General features: G+C 71.0%; 10 protein-coding genes. 1 reads left to right on the top strand and 9 read right to left on the bottom strand.

Features of this window, described 5'->3' with window-relative positions; translation table 11 throughout:
- Positions 1 to 157 precede the first annotated feature (157 nt).
- From ACWF9Z_RS33125 to ACWF9Z_RS33090, 8 genes are all read right to left on the bottom strand, one after another.
- Positions 158 to 538 carry a helix-turn-helix domain-containing protein gene (locus ACWF9Z_RS33125; protein WP_112451800.1) on the bottom strand — a complete coding sequence of 127 codons (381 nt, stop codon included), beginning with the start codon at positions 536 to 538 and terminating at the stop codon, positions 158 to 160.
- A 109-nt stretch (positions 539 to 647) separates the two neighbouring features.
- Complete coding sequence (locus ACWF9Z_RS33120; protein ID WP_453608638.1) at positions 648 to 1,202, bottom strand: CinA family protein; 555 nt, start codon at positions 1,200 to 1,202, stop codon at positions 648 to 650.
- Between the two features lie 214 nt (positions 1,203 to 1,416).
- Positions 1,417 to 2,061, bottom strand: coding sequence for a CDP-diacylglycerol--glycerol-3-phosphate 3-phosphatidyltransferase (gene pgsA, locus ACWF9Z_RS33115; protein ID WP_453608635.1), 645 nt, complete (start codon positions 2,059 to 2,061; stop codon positions 1,417 to 1,419).
- Positions 2,058 to 3,575, bottom strand: a complete 1,518-nt coding sequence (rimO, locus tag ACWF9Z_RS33110) for a 30S ribosomal protein S12 methylthiotransferase RimO (protein ID WP_453608633.1) — start codon at positions 3,573 to 3,575, stop codon at positions 2,058 to 2,060. The genes pgsA and rimO overlap by 4 nt, the downstream gene beginning before the upstream one ends.
- A 114-nt stretch (positions 3,576 to 3,689) precedes the next feature.
- Positions 3,690 to 4,586 (bottom strand): helix-turn-helix domain-containing protein, encoded by an 897-nt coding sequence (locus ACWF9Z_RS33105; protein WP_453608630.1) that lies wholly within the window; start codon positions 4,584 to 4,586, stop codon positions 3,690 to 3,692.
- A gap of 206 nt (positions 4,587 to 4,792) precedes the next feature.
- Positions 4,793 to 7,618, bottom strand: coding sequence for a DNA translocase FtsK (locus ACWF9Z_RS33100; RefSeq protein ID WP_453608628.1), 2,826 nt, complete (start codon positions 7,616 to 7,618; stop codon positions 4,793 to 4,795).
- 133 nt (positions 7,619 to 7,751) lie between these two features.
- Positions 7,752 to 8,438, bottom strand: coding sequence for a response regulator (locus ACWF9Z_RS33095; RefSeq protein ID WP_453608625.1), 687 nt, complete (start codon positions 8,436 to 8,438; stop codon positions 7,752 to 7,754).
- Between the two features lie 236 nt (positions 8,439 to 8,674).
- Entirely contained in the window at positions 8,675 to 14,179 is a 5,505-nt protein-coding gene (locus tag ACWF9Z_RS33090) for a HAMP domain-containing protein (RefSeq protein WP_453608622.1), read from the bottom strand.
- A gap of 240 nt (positions 14,180 to 14,419) precedes the next feature.
- On the opposite strand from ACWF9Z_RS33090, the gene ACWF9Z_RS33085 reads away from it, so the two are divergent.
- Positions 14,420 to 16,942 carry a SpoIIE family protein phosphatase gene (locus ACWF9Z_RS33085; protein WP_453608620.1) on the top strand — a complete coding sequence of 841 codons (2,523 nt, stop codon included), beginning with the start codon at positions 14,420 to 14,422 and terminating at the stop codon, positions 16,940 to 16,942.
- A 14-nt stretch (positions 16,943 to 16,956) separates the two neighbouring features.
- Here ACWF9Z_RS33085 and ACWF9Z_RS33080 read toward each other — a convergent pair whose 3' ends face one another.
- Positions 16,957 to 17,196 (bottom strand): hypothetical protein, encoded by a 240-nt coding sequence (locus ACWF9Z_RS33080; protein WP_453608617.1) that lies wholly within the window; start codon positions 17,194 to 17,196, stop codon positions 16,957 to 16,959.
- Between the last annotated feature and the right edge of the window lie 263 nt (positions 17,197 to 17,459).

Here is a 17,459-nt window from a genome sequence, read left to right as displayed (position 1 = left end):
GGGGGCGGGGGCCGGGCCCCGCCCCCACCCCCCCCCCCCCCCGGCCACCCCCCCCCCCCCCCCCGGGCCCCCCCGGGGGGGCCCCCCCCCCCCGCCCGGGGCTCCGGCCACACTCATGCACGCGCTCACGCACGCTCACGCACTCGTCGACAGCGCGTCATGCGGCTACGACGTTCACCGCTTCCACGGGCGCCTTGATGGTCACCCGCTCCGGGCCACCCGTGACCGAGGCCACGGACACCGAATTGAGCATGGGGCGGACCGGTGCGGACACCGGCTCACTTGCCGCGGCCGACTGTGCCAGCTCGGCGAGCGACAGCTCGTCGCTCACTTCGCGCATCAGCTCGGACATCCGTACGTCAAGCGCGTCGCAGATCGCGGAGAGCAGCTCGGAAGACGCCTCCTTCTGCCCCCGCTCAACCTCGGAGAGATAGCCGAGCGAAACTCGGGCGGACGAGGAGACTTCGCGCAGAGTACGGCCCTGGCGCTGGCGCTGCCGACGCAGCACGTCACCCAGCAGGCGACGGAGCAGAATCATCGGTGGCTCCCTCCTCTGACCGTGTAGCCGTAACCTTCACGCCCCACCGTACCGCCTCGCGCGGCGGCCGTGCGGGGAGCGATGTCGTGTTCACTCAGGGCTGCAAACATCAAATCCCCCCGTTCTGTTCCGTATCCTGCCCCCGCAGATTCTCGCGGAGTTCGCTCGCAAGCAGCTCGAGCACTGTCCGTGCACTCTCCCTACGAATTTCCTCACGGGAGCCGTTCAACCGCAGCCGGGCTGTTTTCCTGCCGCCGGGACCCGCCACAGCGACGAAAACGGTGCCCACCGGCTGCCCGTCCTGGGGGTCCGGGCCGGCCACTCCGGTGGTGGCGATGCCCCAGGACGCGCCCAGCACCCGTCTGACTCCGGCCGCCATCTCCTCCGCGACCTGCGCGTTCACCGCGCCTTCGGCCGCCAGCAGTTCCGCGTCCACGCCCAGCACCCGGTGCTTCAGCTCGGTCGCGTACGCCGTGACCGATCCCCGGAATGACCGAGAAGCGCCGGGGACCGCCGTGAGCTCGGCGGCCACCATGCCACCGGTCAGCGACTCCGCCACCGCGACCGTATCGTCACTCTCCGCGAGCAGGCGCAACACGTCCGCCGCAACGGCCCCGGTGTCCCCGGCAGCCCCTGCCGCACTCTTCGCCACCTCAGAAGTCACGGAAGAATCACCCGCATCTTGTGCCACAGCGCCACCCCATACACCACTCGCGACACCGCCGACGGCGCCGTCCCCACTCCGGCACCCGGTCCGGTGCCCGCACCCGTGCTCGTACCAGCGTCCGCACCCGGGTTCGTACCGGTCCCGGCAGCGGCCTCGGCGCGGATTCCGGCTCCTGAGCGAGCGCCGGCCCCCGCACCGGTCCCCGCCGGGCTCACTCCGCGGCCAGCCCCTTGCGGCGGAGCACGACGGCCTGACGGATGTAGTCCAGACCGGTGACCACGGTCAGGACGACGGCGACCGCCATCACCCAGAACCGCAGGGTCGCCAGCGGCCCGGTCAGCGCGAGCACGTACATGCCCACCGCCGTCCCCTGAGCCAGGGTCTTCAGCTTTCCGCCCCGGCTCGCGGGAATCACTCCGTACCGGATGACCCAGAAACGCATGAGCGTGATCCCGAGTTCCCGGCCGAGGATCACTCCGGTCACCCACCAGGGCAGGTCGCCGAGCCACGACAGACACACCAATGCCGACCCCATGATCGCCTTGTCGGCGATGGGGTCGGCGATCTTGCCGAAGTCCGTGACCAGGTTGTACGTACGGGCCAGATGCCCGTCGAAGATGTCGGTGATCATGGCGACGGCGAACGCCGCCCACGCCAGCGCCCGCCAGACGGGGTCATAGCCCCCGTCGGCGAGCAGCAGCATCACGAATCCCGGCACCAGGACCAGCCGGATCATCGTCAGGATGTTGGCGATGTTCCACAGGCTGGCCTGATTGACCGCGGCGGCGCCCAGCTTCGCGCCGGGCGCGGGCCGGCGGCCGGTCCCGCCCGCCGCGGATGCCGGGGCTCCGCTCATCCGGCCGCCTCCTCAAGGTCCACACCCAGGGGCTCGGCCACCAGGTCCACGCCCAGGGTGCCCACCACCTTCGCCGTGACGATGGTCCCCGGCACCAGACCGGCGCCGTCCGTGAAGACGACCTGGCCGTCGGTCTCGGGAGCCTGGTGGGCGGCGCGGCCGTACGCGCCCTCGCCGTCCTCCGCCTCGTCGATCGGGACGACCGTCTCGACGAGTACCTCCAGGGTCTCCCCGATCCGCTCCTCCGCGCGCTGCGAGGTGAGCTCCTCGGCGAGGCGCTGCATGTGGGCGAGGCGCTCCGCGATGGTGTCCTCGTCCAGCTTGCCGTCGTACGTGACGGCCTCGGTGCCGTCCTCGTCCGAGTAGCCGAAGACGCCGATGGCGTCGAGCCGCGCGTGGGTGAGGAAACGCTCCAGCTCGGCGAAGTCCGACTCCTTCTCGCCGGGGAAGCCGACGATGAAGTTGGACCGGACGCCGGCCTGCGGGGCCTTGGAGCGGATGGTGTCGAGCAGCTCCAGGAAGCGGTCGGTGTCACCGAAGCGGCGCATGGCGCGCAGTACGTCGGGGGCCGAGTGCTGGAAGGAGAGGTCGAAGTACGGGACGACCTTGGGGGTGGAGGTCAGGACGTCGATCAGGCCGGGCCGCATCTCGGCGGGCTGGAGGTAGCTGACGCGGACGCGCTCGATCCCGTCCACCTCGGCCAGCTCGGGCAGCAGGGTCTCCAGCAGACGGATGTCGCCGAGGTCCTTGCCGTAGGAGGTGTTGTTCTCGGAGACCAGCATGATCTCCTTGACGCCCTGCTCGGCGAGCCAGCGCGTCTCGCCCAGCACGTCGCTGGGGCGGCGGGAGATGAAGGAGCCCCGGAAGGACGGGATGGCGCAGAAGGAGCAGCGCCGGTCGCAGCCGGAGGCGAGCTTGACCGAGGCGACCGGGCTCTTGTCGAGGCGGCGGCGCAGCGGCGCGCGCGGCCCCGAGGCGGGCGCGAGCCCGTCCGGCAGGTCGGCGGGGGCCTCCGCGGGCTCGGCCGCGGGCACACCGGATTCGGTCTGGGCGTGTCCGGGCAGCGCGACCTCGGCGCCCTGGCGCGCGGCCGGGCTGATCGGGAGCAGCTTGCGCCGGTCGCGCGGGGTGTGGGAAGCGTGGATGCCGCCGTTGAGGATGGTCTGCAGGCGGTCGGAGATGTCGGCGTAGTCGTCGAAACCGAGCACGCCGTCCGCTTCGGGGAGCGCTTCGGCGAGTTCCTTGCCGTAGCGCTCGGCCATGCAGCCGACGGCTACGACGGCCTGCGTGCGGCCGTGATCCTTGAGATCGTTGGCCTCCAGCAGGGCGTCTACGGAGTCCTTCTTGGCGGCTTCGACGAAGCCACAGGTGTTGACGACGGCTACGTCCGCGTCGGCGGCGTCCTCGACGAGCTCCCAGCCATCCGCCGCCAAGCGGCCTGCGAGCTCCTCCGAGTCCACCTCGTTACGGGCGCAGCCAAGAGTGACAAGGGCGACGGTACGGCGTTCGGGCATGGACTCAAGACTACTTCGTCCCGGCACCGGCCCCCGCCCCCCATCCCGGTACGACAAGATCCCCGGAGTGCGGCGCAGCACCCCGGGGATCCGGAAGTTTCTATTCCTTGCTGGTCAGCCCGCCTGGGCCGGTCCCTGGCGCGGGTCGTCCTTGGTGTATGTGAGACGTTCCACCTGTCCGGGCTGGAACGCGTCCTTGATCTCCTTGCCGTTCACGAAGAGCTTCACGACCCCGGCGTCGCCGAGTACGAGGTCGATGGATTCCTTGTCCGTGAACGTCTTCGACTGACCCTGCGCGAGGGTGCCGTCGAAGAGGAGCCGGCCACTGTGGTCCTTGGCCGAGATCCAGCTCTCGCCGTCGTTGGCCGTCAGGACGACCGTGACGAGGTCCTTGGGCGCGGCGGCGATGGCGCTGTCGGAGGGCTCCGGCTTGCCGGCCTGAGGCGCCGCCGGCGCCTGGATCGACGGCTTGCCGGCGCCCGGCGTGGGTGCGGGCTTGGGGGCGGCGGAACCTTCCGCCACCGGCCGCTTGGTCTTCTCGTCGCCACTGCCGAAGGCGGTGAAGCCGACGAAGCCGATCACGGCGACGATGGCGGCGACCATGGCGGCGGTCCAGTTGGGCCGCTGCCGTTCGGGACGGATCCGCTCGGCCTCGAACATCGGCGCGGCGGGGGTGGGTGCCGGCCGGCCGCCGTGGGCCGCGTCGTAGCTCTCGATCAGGGGTGCCGGATCGAGGCGCACGGCGCGGGCGAGCGTACGGATGTGACCGCGGGCGTAGACATCGCCTCCGCAGCGCGTGAAATCGTCGGATTCGATGGCGTGCACGATCGGGATGCGCACGCGGGTGGTGGAACTGACCTCGTCGACGGTGAGCCCGGCGGCGATCCGGGCCTTCTTGATGGCCGTCCCGATCGACGGCTCTTCGACGGAACGTTCGACGATGCGGTCCTCGGACCGGTCGTCGTCCGAAGGCCGCTCTTCTTCGGGGGAGTTGGCGTTGCCGATGGACACGAGGGCGCCTTTCGAGCGTGTAGCCACCTGCTGGATGTCCAGTCTAGGGGGGTGACGAAAGGGTGGAGCAACCGGAGGGGGGTCTTCCTACGCCATACGAATGGCCAGGGGGCCCGGGCCCGGTGCGGCGGCCCGACATCCGCCGCCACCTCCCTCAACTGGACGCGGGCCCGGGAGAAACGGCCCCCGGGAATCCTTTGCCCGCACTAGTCGGACGTCTCCCCGCGGATCACCGCGAGCAGTCCGTCGAGCTCGTCGGCCTTGAGCAGGACGTCGCGCGCCTTCGAACCCTCGCTCGGGCCGACGATCCCCCGGGACTCCATCAGGTCCATCAGCCGCCCGGCCTTGGCGAACCCGACGCGCAGCTTGCGCTGGAGCATCGAGGTGGACCCGAACTGCGTCGAGACGACGAGCTCCGCCGCCTGGCACAGCAGGTCCAGGTCGTCGCCGATCTCCTCGTCGATCTCCTTCTTCTGCTTCTGTCCGACCGTGACGTCGTTGCGGAAGACGGGCGCCATCTGGTCCTTGCAGTGCTGCACGATCCCGGCGATCTCCTCCTCGGTGACGAAGGCGCCCTGGAGGCGGACGGGCTTGTTCGCACCCATCGGCAGGAACAGCCCGTCGCCCTTGCCGATGAGCTTCTCCGCGCCCGGCTGGTCGAGGATGACCCGGCTGTCGGCGAGCGAGGACGTGGCGAACGCGAGCCGCGAGGGCACGTTCGCCTTGATCAGACCGGTCACGACGTCCACCGAGGGCCGCTGGGTGGCGAGCACCAGGTGGATGCCGGCCGCGCGGGCCAGCTGGGTGATGCGGACGATCGAGTCCTCCACGTCGCGCGGGGCCACCATCATCAGGTCGGCGAGCTCGTCGACGATCACCAGCAGGTACGGGTACGGGCTGAGCTCCCGCTCGCTGCCCGGCGGCAGCTTGATCTTGCCCTCGCGGATCGCCTTGTTGAAGTCGTCGATGTGCCGGTACCCGAAGGCCGCCAGGTCGTCGTAGCGCAGGTCCATCTCGCGCACGACCCACTGGAGCGCCTCGGCGGCCCGCTTGGGGTTGGTGATGATCGGCGTGATCAGGTGCGGGATGCCCTCGTACGCCGTCAGCTCCACCCGCTTGGGGTCGACCAGCACCATCCGGACGTCCTCCGGGGTGGCCCGCACCATCACCGAGGTGATCAGGCAGTTGATGCACGAGGACTTGCCGGAGCCCGTGGCGCCGGCGACCAGCACGTGCGGCATCTTGGCGAGGTTGGCCATCTCGTAGCCGCCCTCGACGTTCTTGCCGAGCGCGACCAGCATGGGGTGGTCGTCCTCGGCCGCATCGGCGAGGCGCAGCACGTCGCCGAGGTTGACCATCTCGCGGTCGGAGTTCGGGATCTCGATGCCGACCGCGGACTTGCCCGGGATCGGGCTGATGATCCGGACGTCCGGCGAGGCCACCGCGTAGGCGATGTTCTTCGCCAGTGCCGTGATCCGCTCCACCTTCACCGCCGCGCCGAGGGTCACCTCGTAGCGCGTCACGGTCGGACCGCGGGTGAAACCGGTGACCTTCGCGTCGACCTTGAACTCCATGAAGACGTTCGTCAGCGAGGCGACCACCGCATCGTTCGCGGCGCTGCGGGTCTTGCCCGGCCCCCCGCGCTCCAGCAGGTCCAGCGAGGGCAGCGCGTACGTGATGTCCCCGCGCAGCTGGAGCTGCTCGGCGCGGGGCGGCAGCGCCTGGGTCGTCGGCGGGGACTTGGTCAGGTCGGGGACGGCCAGCGTCCCGGAGGCCGCCGCGGTGGTGTCGTGCGGCGCGGCCGCGCTCTCGGGGGCCCCGGCGTGCGGAGCCGGGGTCTGCGCGGCCGCGGGCTCCGGGGCCTTCTCCTCGCGAGCGGAGGGCACCGGAGCGGTGACCTCCACGCCTTCGCGCTCCGCCGAGATGCCGTGGGTGAGGTCGGCGACCAGCGGGGAGGGCGGCATGCCGCCGTACACCGCGCCGTCCAGCGCGGCCGCGGCCGCGGCGGCCACGTCGACGGCGTCCATCCCCCGGTCCATGGCCGGCCGGGCGGTGGGCCGTCGGGTGCGCCGCCGTGCGAGCGCCTCCTCCTCGGCGGTGTCCGCCGGATCGCCGGACCCGGCGGCGGCGCCCGTACGGGCCCGCCACCGCTCGGCGTCGTGCCGGCCCCGCCGGCCCTGCCGGTCCTCGTCCCCTTCGGCTCCCTCGCCCTGCTCCCCGTACGGCTCGTCGTACTCGTTCGGCGCGATGATCCCGAGCCGGATCCCCGCGCCGCGCAGCCGCTGCGGGATCGCGTTGACGGGGGTGGCGGTGACGACCAGCAGCCCGAAGACGGTGAGCAGCACCAGCATGGGCACGGCCAGCGGCGCGCCCATCGTGAAGATCAGCGGCTTGGAGGCTCCCCAGCCGATCAGCCCGCCCGCGTTCTGCATCGCGGTGGTGCCCTCGTCGCGCCCGGGGGCTCCACAGGCGATGTGCACGAGTCCCAGGACGCCGATGACCAGCGCGGAGAGCCCGATGCCGATGCGGCCGTTGGCGTCGGCCTGTTCGGGATGGCGGATGAAACGTGCCGCCATGACGCCGAGCAGGATGGGCACCAGCAGGTCGAGGCGCCCGAAGGCACCGGTGACCAGCATGGTGACCAGATCCCCGACGGGCCCGCTCAGGTTCGACCAGGTCCCGGCGGCGACGATCAGCGCGAGCGCGAGGAGAAGCAGCGCGAGGCCGTCCTTGCGGTGGGCGGGATCGAGGTTCTTCGCCCCCCGCCCGACGCCGCGGAACACGGCGCCGACGGCGTGCGCGAGGCCGAGCCAGAGGGCGCGCACCAGCCGCAGCACTCCCCCGGTGGGGGACGGCGCGGGTTTGGGCGGGACCTTCTTCACGGGGGCGCGCCGGGAGGCCCCAGCGGCCTTCTTGGCAGGCGGCTTTCGCGCGGAGGCAGCCTTCTTCGCCGGCGCCGCCGTACGGCCGGTGCTGCCCTTCGCGCTGCCCGCAGTGCTCTGGGAACCCTTACCGGACGTACTTGAGGCCATGGGGCCGAGGTTACCGGTTGGACACGCGTGCCCACCCCTTCACCCGTTCGTGTCGCCCCCGGGGAGCCCGCCGTGACGCACCGCCAGACCTGACGGACCGCCAAGCGGGGCCGCGGCCGGATCCTTGCGGCCCTCAGCCCTGCGCGGGCAGCACCGCGGCGCCGCTGCCGGTCCCCGGCTCGAGCGCGTCGAGCGCCCGCCGCAGTCCGGTGAGCTTGCGTTCCAGATGGGCGGCGGTCGCCACCACCGCCGGATCGGCCGCTTCCTCGCCGAGTTGCTTGGTCAGCGCCTCCGCCTGCTCCTCCACCGCGGCGAGCCGCGCGGAGAGCTCGGCCAGCAGGCTCGCCGTCTCCTTGGAGCCGTCCACCGCGCCGTTGGAGCCGCCGCCCTCCAGCTGGAGCCGCAGCAGCGCCGCCTGCTCGCGCAGCTGGCAGTTCTTCGTGTAGAGCTCCACGAACACCGACACCTTGGCCCGCAGCACCCACGGGTCGAAGGGCTTGGAGATGTAGTCCACCGCGCCCGCCGCATAGCCGCGGAAGGTGTGGTGCGGACCGTGGTTGATCGCGGTGAGGAAGATGATCGGGATGTCCCGGGTCCGCTCCCGCCGCTTGATGTGCGCGGCCGTCTCGAAACCGTCCATGCCCGGCATCTGCACGTCCAGCAGGATGACCGCGAAATCGTCCGTCAGCAGCGCCTTGAGCGCTTCCTCCCCCGACGACGCCCGGACCAGTGTCTGATCGAGCGCGGAGAGGATGGCCTCCAGCGCCAGCAGATTCTCCGGCCGGTCATCGACCAGGAGGATCTTGGCCTTCTGCACCATGCCCTGTCCTCCTCGCCCCGGCATGGGGCCTCCCCGGCTCCGGGCACCGGCCTGTGCGCCGGGCACCGCCCCAGAGGACGGCATCCTTGCGCCGTCCGTCCTTGTGCCGGTCATCGTAGCCCCAGTCCCGAGATCGCCACACCCTGTCACCAAGATGTCACTGTGCACGAAGCGGAAACGTGGCGGGAGGGCAGAAGGTTCCCTCGCGAGTCCTTCCCCGCCCGCCCGCTCACGCCTCACTTTCCCCGCATATGCCCTTCCATGACCGACAGTAGGTAGTCGGGCTCCACCGGCTTGGTCACATAGTCCGTGGCCCCGGACTCGATCGCCTTCTCCCGGTCGCCCTTCATCGCCTTCGCCGTCAGCGCGATGATCGGCAGCCCCTCGAACTGAGGCATCCGCCGGATCGCCGAGGTCGTCGCGTACCCGTCCATCTCCGGCATCATGATGTCCATCAGCACGAGCGCCACGTCGTCGTGCTGCTCCAGGACCTCGATGCCCTCCCGGCCGTTCTCCGCGTACAGCACCGCCAGCCCGTGCTGTTCCAGCACGCTGGTCAGCGCGAAGACGTTCCGCACGTCGTCGTCCACGATCAGCACCCGCTCGCCGTGGAAGTCGTACGTCCGCGGCGTCGCCGGCAGCGGATCCTCGACCGTCCAGGCCTCGGCGTCTCCCTGCCCGGGCACCTCGGCCCGCGGCAGGGGCTCGCTCAGGGCCTTGCGGCGCCGCCGGAACAGCGCCGAGGACCCCTGCCCGGCCGGCTCTCCCGCACGCGGCAGGGCCATCGTCCGGGCCGCCTCCACGGGGCCCTGCTCGGCCGGGGCCGCCGGCAGCGCGGGGCGCGCCTCCTCGGAGGCCGGGCGGCGGTACAGCTCGGCGCGGGCCCCGCCGGGCGTGGGCGGCGCGTACCCCTGCGGGGGCAGCTCGCTCGGGTGCAGCGGCAGGTACAGCGTGAAGGTCGAGCCGCGGCCCGGCTCGCTCGCCGCGTGGACCTCCCCGCCCAGCAGCCGGGCGATCTCCCGGCTGATCGACAGTCCGAGTCCGGTGCCGCCGTACTTGCGGCTGGTGGTCCCGTCGGCCTGCTTGAACGCCTCGAAGATCACCAGCATCTTGCTCGCGGCGATCCCGATCCCGGTGTCGGTCACCGAGAAGGCGATCAGGTCGCCGTCGGCCTCGCGCAGCGAACCGGCCTCCAGCAGCTGCTCGCGGATGGCGACCGGCACATCGGCGCCGGCGGGCCGGATCACCAGCTCCACCGCCCCGGTGTCGGTGAACTTCACCGCGTTCGACAGCAGGTTGCGCAGCACCTGCAGGAGCCGCTGCTCGTCGGTGTGCAGGGTCGCCGGGAGCTCCGGGGAGACCCGTACCGAGAAGTCGAGCCCCTTCTCCGCCGTCAGCGGCCGGAAAGTGGCCTCGACGTAGTCGACGAGCTGGACCAGGGCGATCCGGGTCGGCGAGACGTCCATCTTGCCGGCCTCGACCTTCGACAGGTCGAGGATGTCGTTGATCAGCTGGAGCAGGTCCGAGCCGGCCCCGTGGATCGTCTCGGCGAACTCCACCTGCTTGGGCGAGAGGTTGCCGTCCGCGTTGTCGGCGAGCAGCTTGGCCAGGATGAGCAACGAGTTGAGCGGGGTACGCAGTTCGTGCGACATGTTCGCCAGGAACTCGGACTTGTAGCGCATCGAGACCGCGAGCTGCTCCGCACGCTCCTCCAGGACCTGCCGGGCCTCCTCGATCTCGGTGTTCTTCACCTCGATGTCCCGGTTCTGCTGGGCCAGCAGCTCGGCCTTCTCCTCCAGTTCGGCGTTGGCGGCCTGGAGGGCCTTCTGCCGGTTCTCCAGCTCGTCGGAGCGTTCGCGCAGCTCCTCGGTCATCTCCTGCGACTGCTTGAGGAGCATCTCCGTCTTGGAGTTGACGGAGATGGTGTTGACGCTCGTACCGATCATCTCGGCGATCTGGCTGAGGAAGTCCTTCTGGATCTGCGTGAAGGGCTGGAAGGAGGCCAGCTCGATGACGCCGAGCACCTTCCCCTCGAAGAGCACCGGCAGCACGATCACGTGCGCCGGCGGGGCCTCGCCGAGCCCGGAGGAGATCCTCAGGTAGCCGGGCGGGGTGTTCTCGATCAGGATCGTCCGCTTCTCCTCGGCGACGGTCCCGATCAGTCCCTCCCCCGGCCGGAAGGAGGTGGGCATCTGGCCGCCTGCGTACGCGTAGCTCCCGCGCATCCGCAGCTCGTACGCGCCCTCCGCGCCCCCCTCCCGCCCGATCTCGGTGGCGCCCCCGGCCGGCAGCGCCAGGAAGAAGGCGCCGTGCTGCGCGGAGACCACCGGGGTCAGCTCGCTCATGATCAGCGAGGCCACGTCGTCCAGTTCGCGGCGGCCCTGCATCAGGGCGGAGATCCGGGCGAGGTTGCCCTTGAGCCAGTCCTGTTCCTTGTTGGCCAAGGTGGTGTCGCGCAGGTTGGCGATCATCGTGTTGATGTTGTCCTGGAGGACCTGGATCTCGCCCGCCGCGTCCACGTCGATCTTGAGGTTGAGGTCGCCGCGGGTCACGGCCGTGGCCACGGCCGCGATGGCGCGCACTTGCCGGGTAAGGTTCCCGGCCATCTCGTTCACGGACTCCGTGAGGTCCCGCCAGGTGCCGTCCACGTCCCGGACCCGGGCCTGGCCGCCCAGGATGCCCTCCGTGCCCACCTCGCGGGCCACCCGGGTCACCTGGTCGGCGAAGGAGGACAGCTGGTCGACCATCGTGTTGATGGTGGTCTTGAGCTCGAGGATCTCGCCGCGCGCGTCGATGTCGATCTTCTTGGTCATGTCGCCCTTGGCGATGGCGGTCGTGACCATGGCGATCTGCCGCACCTGACCCGTCAGGTTGGACGCCATGAAGTTCACCGAGTCGGTGAGGTCCTTCCACGTCCCCGAGACCCCGGGCACGTGCGCCTGGCCGCCGAGGCGGCCCTCCGTACCCACCTCGCGGGCCACGCGCGTGACCTCGTCCGCGAAGGAGGACAGGGTCTTCACCATCGTGTTCACCGTGTCGGCGAGCTGCGCGACCTCGCCCCGGGCCTCGACCGTGACCGTCTTGGTCAGGTCACCGTTGGCCACCGCCGTCGAGACCTGCGCGATCCCGCGCACCTGGGCCGTCAGGTTGCCGGCCATGGTGTTGACGTTGTCGCTGAGGTCCTTCCAGATGCCGGTCACCCCGCGCACCCGGGCCTGGCCGCCGAGGATGCCCTCGGTGCCCACCTCGCGGGCCACCCGCGTCACCTGCTCCGCGAACGAGGACAGCTGGTCCACCATCGTGTTCACGGTGGTGACCAGCTCCAGGATCTCGCCCTTGGCGTCGACCGTGATCTTCTTGGAGAGATCGCCCATGGCGACGGCCGTGGTCACCTCGGCGATGTTGCGCACCTGCGAGGTCAGGTTGTTCGCCATGAAGTTGACGGACTGGGTGAGGTCCTTCCAGGTGCCGGACACGCCCTTGACCTCGGCCTGACCGCCGAGGATCCCCTCGGTGCCCACCTCCCGGGCCACCCGGGTCACCTGCTCGGCGAAGTTCGAGAGCTGGTCCACCATCGTGTTGAGGGTGTTCTTCAGCTCCAGGATCTCGCCCCGGGCGTCGACCTCGATCTTCTGCGACAGGTCACCGCGGGCCACCGCGGTGGCGACCTGCGCGATGTTGCGCACCTGCGAGGTCAGGTTCCCGGCCATGCCGTTCACCGAGTCCGTCAGGTCGCGCCACACGCCGGCCACGCCCGGCACCTGTGCCTGGCCGCCGAGGCGGCCCTCGGTGCCCACGTCGCGGGCCACCCGGGTCACCTGCTCCGCGAAGGCGGACAGCTGGTCCACCATCGTGTTGATGGTGTTCTTCAGCTCCAGGATCTCGCCGCGGGCGTCCACGTCGATCTTCTGCGAGAGGTCGCCGCGGGCCACCGCCGTGGTGACCTGGGCGATCTGCCGCACCTGGGAGGTCAGGTTCCCGGCCATGAAGTTGACGGAGTCGGTGAGCTCCTTCCACGTGCCGGACACCCCCTCGACCCGTGCCTGACCGCCGAGCCGTCCCTCGGTGCCCACGTCCCGGGCCATCCGCGTGACCTGGTCGGCGAAGGAGGACAGCTGGTCCACCATCGTGTTCACGGTGTTCTTCAGCTGGAGCATCTCGCCGGAGACGTCCACGGTGACCTTCTGCGACAGGTCGCCGTTGGCCACCGCCGTCGTCACCTGCGCGATGTTGCGCACCTGGCCGGTGAGGTTGCGGAAGGCGGTGTTCACCGAGTCGGTGAGGTCCTTCCACGTCCCGGCCGCGCCCGGCACCTGCGCCTGGCCGCCCAGTTCGCCCTCCACGCCGACCTCGCGGGCCACCCTCGTCACCTCGGCGCCGAAGGACTGGAGCTGGTCCACCATCGTGTTGACGGTGTTCTTCAGTTCCAGCATCTCGCCGGCCACGTTCACGGTGACCTTCTGCGACAGGTCGCCGTTGGCCACCGCCGTCGTCACCTGCGCGATGTCCCGCACCTGCGTGGTGAGGTTGCGGAAGACCGTGTTCACCGAGTCGGTGAGGTCCTTCCAGGTCCCGGCCGCGCCCGGCACCTGCGCCTGGCCGCCGAGCAGGCCCTTCGCCCCGACCTCGCTGGCCACGCGCGTGACCTCGTCCGCGAAGGTCCGCAGGGTCTCGGTCATCTGGTTGATCGTTTCGGCCAGTTGCGCGACCTCGCCGCGCGCGCTGACCCGGACCTTCTGCGACAGGTCTCCGTTGGCCACCGCCGTCGTGACCTGGGCGATTCCGCGCACCTGGGCCGTCAGGTTGCCGGCCATCGTGTTGACGGAGTCGGTCAGGTCCTTCCAGACGCCGGCGACCCCGGGCACCTTCGCCTGCCCGCCGAGCTCGCCCTCCGTACCCACCTCGCGGGCCACCCGCGTCACCTCGGAGGAGAACGAGGACAGCTGGTCCACCATCGTGTTGACGGTGTTCTTCAGCTGGAGCATCTCGCCGGCCACGTGCACCGTGACCTTGCGCGACAGATCACCCTTCGCGACCGCCGTCGTGACGAGAGCGATGTCACGCACCTGAGCGGTGAGCCGGTACGCCATCGTGTTGACGGAGTCGGTCAGATCCTTCCAGGATCCGGACATTCCGCGCACCTGGGCCTGGCCGCCGAGCTTGCCCTCGGTGCCGACCTCCAGCGCCACCCGGGTCACCTCGTCGGTGAACGCCGAAAGCTGGTCGACCAGGTTGTTGACCGTCCGCCCGACCTTCAGGAACTCCCCGCGCAGCGGATGACCGGCCCCGTCCGCCGTTTGCGTCCGCAGGTCCATCCGCTGGTCGAGGTCGCCCTCGGCGACCGCGGACAGCACCCGGCCCACCTCGGACACCGGCCGGGCCAGGTCGTCCACCAGCTGGTTCGAGGCATCGATCGCGGCAGCCCAGGAGCCCTCACAGGCGCCCGTTTCCAGCCGTTCGCTCAGTTTTCCCTCGCGGCCCACCATCCGCCGCACCCGGGACAACTCCCCGGTCAGGTGGAGATTGCGGTCGGCGACCTCGTTGTAGACGGCCGCGATCTCCGCCATCACGCCGTCGCCGGACACCGTCAGCCGCTTGCGGAAGTTCCCGTCCCGCATCGATACCAGGGCCGTGAGCAGCCTGTTCAGTGCCGCGGTATCCACTTCTGTCGTGCTGCCCCGCCGGGACCGTCCGCCCTTCGGGCGCGTTCCCGTACGCCGCACCGCCGCGCCAGACTCCACCGTGTCCCTCCCGAAAGGGTCGACCGTCGTTCCACCGGGCACCTTGTTCGTCACACCGCGCCCATTCCCTACCCGACTCCAAGCCTGCCCAGTGTTTCACCCCTGCTGAACCCGGCCATAACACTCCGGCACCATCGCACACGGGCCGTACCCTGCGGGTGGAATCCCCGACGACCGCACCATGGCGCCCGCGAAGGTAAGTAACCTGACACCCGATGTCCACCGCGTCGAAGGAGACTAGTGATCACGGCACGGGCGGCTGCCAGTTTCGATCCCCTAGGGCGCTCCGTCGCCGCTGCCCGCGCGTTCGTCCGCGACACCCTCCAAGGCTGGGGCTTCGCGGACATCGTCGACGACGCGGTGGTGCTCACCAGTGAGCTCGTCACCAACGCGGTGGTCCATGCCGGCACCCGCGCGGAAGTCCTGTGCCTGCGCACCGAGGACGGCGTACGCGTCGAGGTCGCCGACCGCTACCCGGAGCGCGAGCTCCCGCTCCAGCTCCCCGGCGAGCGCCCGTACGCCGACCCCGACCGCGAGAACGGCCGCGGGCTGATGCTCTGCGCGGCCCTCGCCACCCGCTGGGGCGTCGAGTACACGGCCGCGCACAAGCACGTGTGGTTCCGCCTCGACATGCCGGACCGGCCGGTCGGTACCCGCTCCGCGGGCCCGCTCGTCCCCGACCAGCTGCTTCCCCTGGCCGACAGCCGGGTCCGCGTCGCCGTCCTGCAGATCGACGCCTCCGACGCCGTCTCGGCCTGGAACGAGGACGCCGAGATCATCTTCGGCCACCCCGCCGAGAAGACCGTCGGCCGCCCCCTCGCCGAACTCGCCGCGTGGCCGCAGACCCCCGGCACCGGCACCGGCATCGCCGAGGCCCTGCGCCTGTCCCGCTGGGAGGGCAGCTACGGCATCCGCGGCGCCGACGGCCGCGTCATCCCCGTCTACGCCTCCCACCTGCGGGTCCGCGATGCCCACGGCGAGCCCTCCATCGTCTGCCTCCTGGTCCACGACGACGAGCGCGCCCTCCTGCAGACCCCCGCACGGGTCCCGGCCACCGACGGCCACCTCGCCGATCCCCGCCCGGCCGACCCCTTCCAGATCTTCATCGGCTCCCCCGCCCCCGACGACCTCGAGGGGCTCCTCCAGCGCACCGTGGAACGTGCCCGCGACCTCCTGGACGCCGACTCCGCCTTCCTCCTCCTCGCCACCGACGACGAGACCGAACTCGAGGTCCGCGCCACCACCGGCCTGCCCTCCACCCGCCAGCGCTTCGCCCGCGTCCCCATCGAAGCGGGCACCAACCGCTACGGCAGCGCCCGCATGCCCGCCGTCCACGACGACCTCGCCGCGGTGCCCGGAGCCGTCCCGCTCCTGGAAACCACCGGCATGCGCTCCGCGATCACCGTCCCCCTCAAGGTCGAGGGCCGTCTCACGGGCTCCCTCGGCGTGGCCACCGAGGCCGCCGGACGTTATTCCAACGACGAGGCCCTGCGCCTCCAGTTCGCCGCCGACCGCATCGCCCTCGCCGTCGAGTCCGCCCGGCTCGGCGAGCTCGAACGGCTGCGCCGCGGCTCCCTGTCCTTCCTCGTCGAGGCCTCCGACCTGCTGGCGGGGACCCTGGACCGGGACCAGACCCTGGCCCTGATGGCCCAGATGACCGTCCCCACCCTCGCCACCTGGTGCGCCGTCTACACGATCGCCGACCCGGCCTCCGAGCCGTACCTCGCCTACGTGCTGCACGAGGACGAGGAACGCATCGACGGCCTCAAGGCTCTGCTCGCCCAGGTCAGCCCGCCCGAAGCGGTCCGCGAGGCCGGCGCCCGCCCCTGGCCCGCGACGACCCTGGCGGTCGGCGGCGAGACGGTGGTCCTCCCCCTCCTCGCCCGCAACCGCGTCATCGGCATGCTGACCCTCGGCAAGCCCTCCGAGGAGCACTTCCGCCAGGAGATCCTCGAACTCGCCGAGGACCTCTCCCGCCGCGCCGCCCTCGCCCTGGACAACGCCCGCCTGTACTCCGAGCGCACCGCCATCAGCCGCTCCCTCCAGCGCAGCCTGCTGCCGCCCGGTTCCCCCGCGATCCCCGGCATCGAGGTCGAGGTCATCTACCGGGCCGCCGGCGAGGGCAACGAGGTGGGCGGCGACTTCTACGACGTCTTCCCGATCCGCCCCGGCGTCTACGGGTTCGCCATCGGCGACGTCTGCGGCACCGGCCCCGAGGCGGCCGCCGTCACCGGCCTGGCCCGCCACGCCCTGCGCCTGCTGGCCCGCGAGGGCCTCGGCGGTCCGGCCGTACTGGAACGCCTCAACGCGGCGATCCTCGACGAGGGCGACCGCAGCCGCTTCCTCACCCTCCTCTACGGCGAGCTCCACCCCCAGCCCGACGGCAGCGCCCATATGAAGGTCGTCTGCGCGGGCCACCCGCTCCCCCTGCGCCTGCGCCCGAACGGCGAGGTCATCCCGGCCGCGGACCCGCAGCCCCTCCTCGGCGTCCTCGACGACCTCGACCTCTACGAGCAGTCCCTCACCCTGGACCCGGGCGACGTCCTGCTCTGCGTCACGGACGGCATCACCGAACGCCGCGAGGGTACCCGCATGCTCGGCGACGACGGCCTGACAGAGGTCCTCAGCACGTGTACGGGGCTCACGGCGGGTGCGGTCGCCTCCCGGGTCCTGCGCGCGGTGGAGCGCTTCGCCGCCGAGCCGGCCTCGGACGACATGGCGATCCTCACCTTCCGCATCCCCGAGCAGCGCCACGGCGACTGAGGACGGCCTCGCCGCTACTCCTCATCGCGCGGGGGCCGCACCGACAGGATCATGAAGGACGGCGCCGCCATTTCCGCGGGCCACGGCGTGCGGTCTTCGTCGAGGGCCGCGTCCCGTGTGCCGGCCTCGGAGGGGGCCGACGGTGGTGCGGTGCTCGCCGGGGTTCCGGCGGTGCAGGGGGCCGCGGAGTCGCCATCGCCCTCCGGGACCTTCGTGATCATGTGGACCAGATGCCGGATTCCTTTGATGGTCATGAGGGGTCCTTCCGCTGATCGAGGCGCTCGGGCGGCGGACGGGGCGAGGGGCGGTGTGCTGCCCGTGCCGTCGTCCGTGCTCCCATTGCGCCCCGGGCGGCGATCCCGGTCACGACCCGAAGACTCGGGGCTTGACGGGGACCTGGCCGGTGCCCCCGGGCCTGGAAACGCAGAAAGGCCCCCCCCCACAGACCGGGGGGCGTGGGTTAGATAGCCCATTAATGCAAACAAACCAATAGAAATAAGAGAACAAAGATAATCGC

The sequence above is a fragment of the Streptomyces sp. NPDC054961 genome, from assembly GCF_053609145.1.
Note: the sequence above shows the minus strand (reverse complement) of the source record. Positions and strands in the feature narration are given on the sequence as shown.

What these genes read in the sequence shown, in the direction of transcription:
- ACWF9Z_RS33125 (WP_112451800.1), bottom strand. Translation starts at nt 538, where the DNA reads ATGATTCTGCTCCGTCGCCTGCTGGGTGACGTGCTGCGTCGGCAGCGC.
- pgsA (WP_453608635.1), bottom strand. Translation starts at nt 2,061, where the DNA reads ATGAGCGGAGCCCCGGCATCCGCGGCGGGCGGGACCGGCCGCCGGCCC.
- rimO (WP_453608633.1), bottom strand. Translation starts at nt 3,575, where the DNA reads ATGCCCGAACGCCGTACCGTCGCCCTTGTCACTCTTGGCTGCGCCCGT.
- ACWF9Z_RS33100 (WP_453608628.1), bottom strand. Translation starts at nt 7,618, where the DNA reads ATGGCCTCAAGTACGTCCGGTAAGGGTTCCCAGAGCACTGCGGGCAGC.
- ACWF9Z_RS33095 (WP_453608625.1), bottom strand. Translation starts at nt 8,438, where the DNA reads ATGGTGCAGAAGGCCAAGATCCTCCTGGTCGATGACCGGCCGGAGAAT.
- ACWF9Z_RS33080 (WP_453608617.1), bottom strand. Translation starts at nt 17,196, where the DNA reads ATGACCATCAAAGGAATCCGGCATCTGGTCCACATGATCACGAAGGTC.